The 1,372-nt window shown below is 63.6% G+C and carries 2 protein-coding genes and 1 pseudogene; all 3 read left to right on the top strand.

Annotation, left to right across the window (positions count from 1 at the left end; all coding sequences use genetic code 11):
* The coding region (gene exbB / locus L9Z73_RS30580; protein WP_247408690.1) for a tonB-system energizer ExbB at positions 1-794 on the top strand (794 nt) is incomplete at its 5' end.
* Between the two features lie 6 nt (positions 795-800).
* Complete coding sequence (gene exbD / locus L9Z73_RS30575) at positions 801-1,226, top strand: TonB system transport protein ExbD (protein WP_247408689.1); 426 nt, start codon at positions 801-803, stop codon at positions 1,224-1,226.
* A pseudogene (locus L9Z73_RS30570) lies at positions 1,223-1,372 on the top strand (energy transducer TonB); the annotation flags it as partial. The gene exbD and the pseudogene L9Z73_RS30570, both read left to right, overlap by 4 nt.

Raw genomic sequence — 1,372 nt, 5'->3', positions numbered from 1 at the left:
TGCCGGCCGCCACAGACCCCGCCCAGGCTGCAGCGCCGGCCACCGCCGACGAACCCGGCGTAGTGCTGGAAGAGAACAACACCCTCGGCATGGCCCACGACCTGTCGCCGTGGGGCATGTACCAAAATGCTGACGTGGTGGTGAAAGCCGTGATGATCGGCCTGGCCATCGCCTCGATCATCACCTGGACCATCTGGATCGCCAAAGGCTTCGAGCTGCTGGGCGCCAAGCGCCGCCTGCGCGGCGAAATCGTCCACCTGAAAAAGGCCACCACCCTCAGGGAAGCGAGCGAGAGCGCGACCAAGAAGGGCACCCTGGCCAATACGCTGGTACACGACGCGCTGGAAGAAATGCGCCTGTCGGCCAACACCCGCGAAAAAGAAGGCATCAAGGAGCGCGTGGCGTTCCGTCTGGAGCGCCTGGTGGCAGCCTGCGGTCGTAACATGAGCAGCGGCACCGGCGTGCTGGCGACCATCGGCTCCACTGCGCCGTTCGTCGGCCTGTTCGGCACCGTGTGGGGCATCATGAACAGCTTCATCGGCATCGCCAAAACCCAGACCACCAACCTCGCCGTTGTCGCTCCCGGCATCGCCGAAGCCCTGCTGGCGACCGCCCTGGGCCTGGTTGCCGCGATTCCTGCGGTGGTGATCTACAACGTCTTCGCCCGTTCGATTGCCGGCTACAAGGCCCAGGTATCGGACGCGTCGGCAGAAGTCTTGCTGCTGGTCAGCCGCGACCTCGATCACCTGCCTACCGAGCGCAGCTCGCAACCGCACATGGTGAAAGTGGGGTAATCGGCCATGGGCCTGCATTTGAATCAAGGCGACGATGAACTCGTCGAGAACCACGAAATCAACGTCACGCCATTTATCGACGTGATGCTGGTGCTGCTGATCATCTTCATGGTGGCGGCACCGTTGGCCACCGTGGATATCAAGGTCGACCTGCCCGCGTCCAGCGCCAAGCCTGCGCCGCGACCGGAGAAGCCGATTTTCCTAAGCGTCAAGGCGGACCAGCGCCTGTTCCTGGGCGAAGAAGAAGTCAAAACCGAAACCCTGGGGCCGGTGCTCGACGCCAAGACCCACGGCAAGAAAGACACGACGATCTTCTTCCAGGCCGATAAGGGCGTGGACTACGGCGACCTGATGAGCGTGATGGATGCCCTGCGGGCAGCCGGCTACCTCAAGGTCGGCCTGGTCGGACTTGAGACGGCAGCCAAGAAATGATCACGACGCGCCACAAACTGACGCGTTATGGCACCAGCCTTGCCGTCGTGCTGGGCGTGCATGCCATCGCGATCGCCATCGCGCTCCACTGGTCAGCGCCGCGCACGGTCCAGCTGCCACCGGCGGCCATGGTCATTGACCTGGCG

Source organism: Pseudomonas emilianonis (assembly GCF_023072625.1).
In the GTDB taxonomy this organism is placed as follows: Bacteria; Pseudomonadota; Gammaproteobacteria; order Pseudomonadales; family Pseudomonadaceae; genus Aquipseudomonas; species Aquipseudomonas paraveronii.
This window is presented reverse-complemented; position numbering and strand designations above follow the sequence as displayed.

Coding starts and splice junctions, on each gene's coding strand:
- exbD (WP_247408689.1), top strand. CDS start 801: ATGGGCCTGCATTTGAATCAAGGCGACGATGAACTCGTCGAGAACCAC.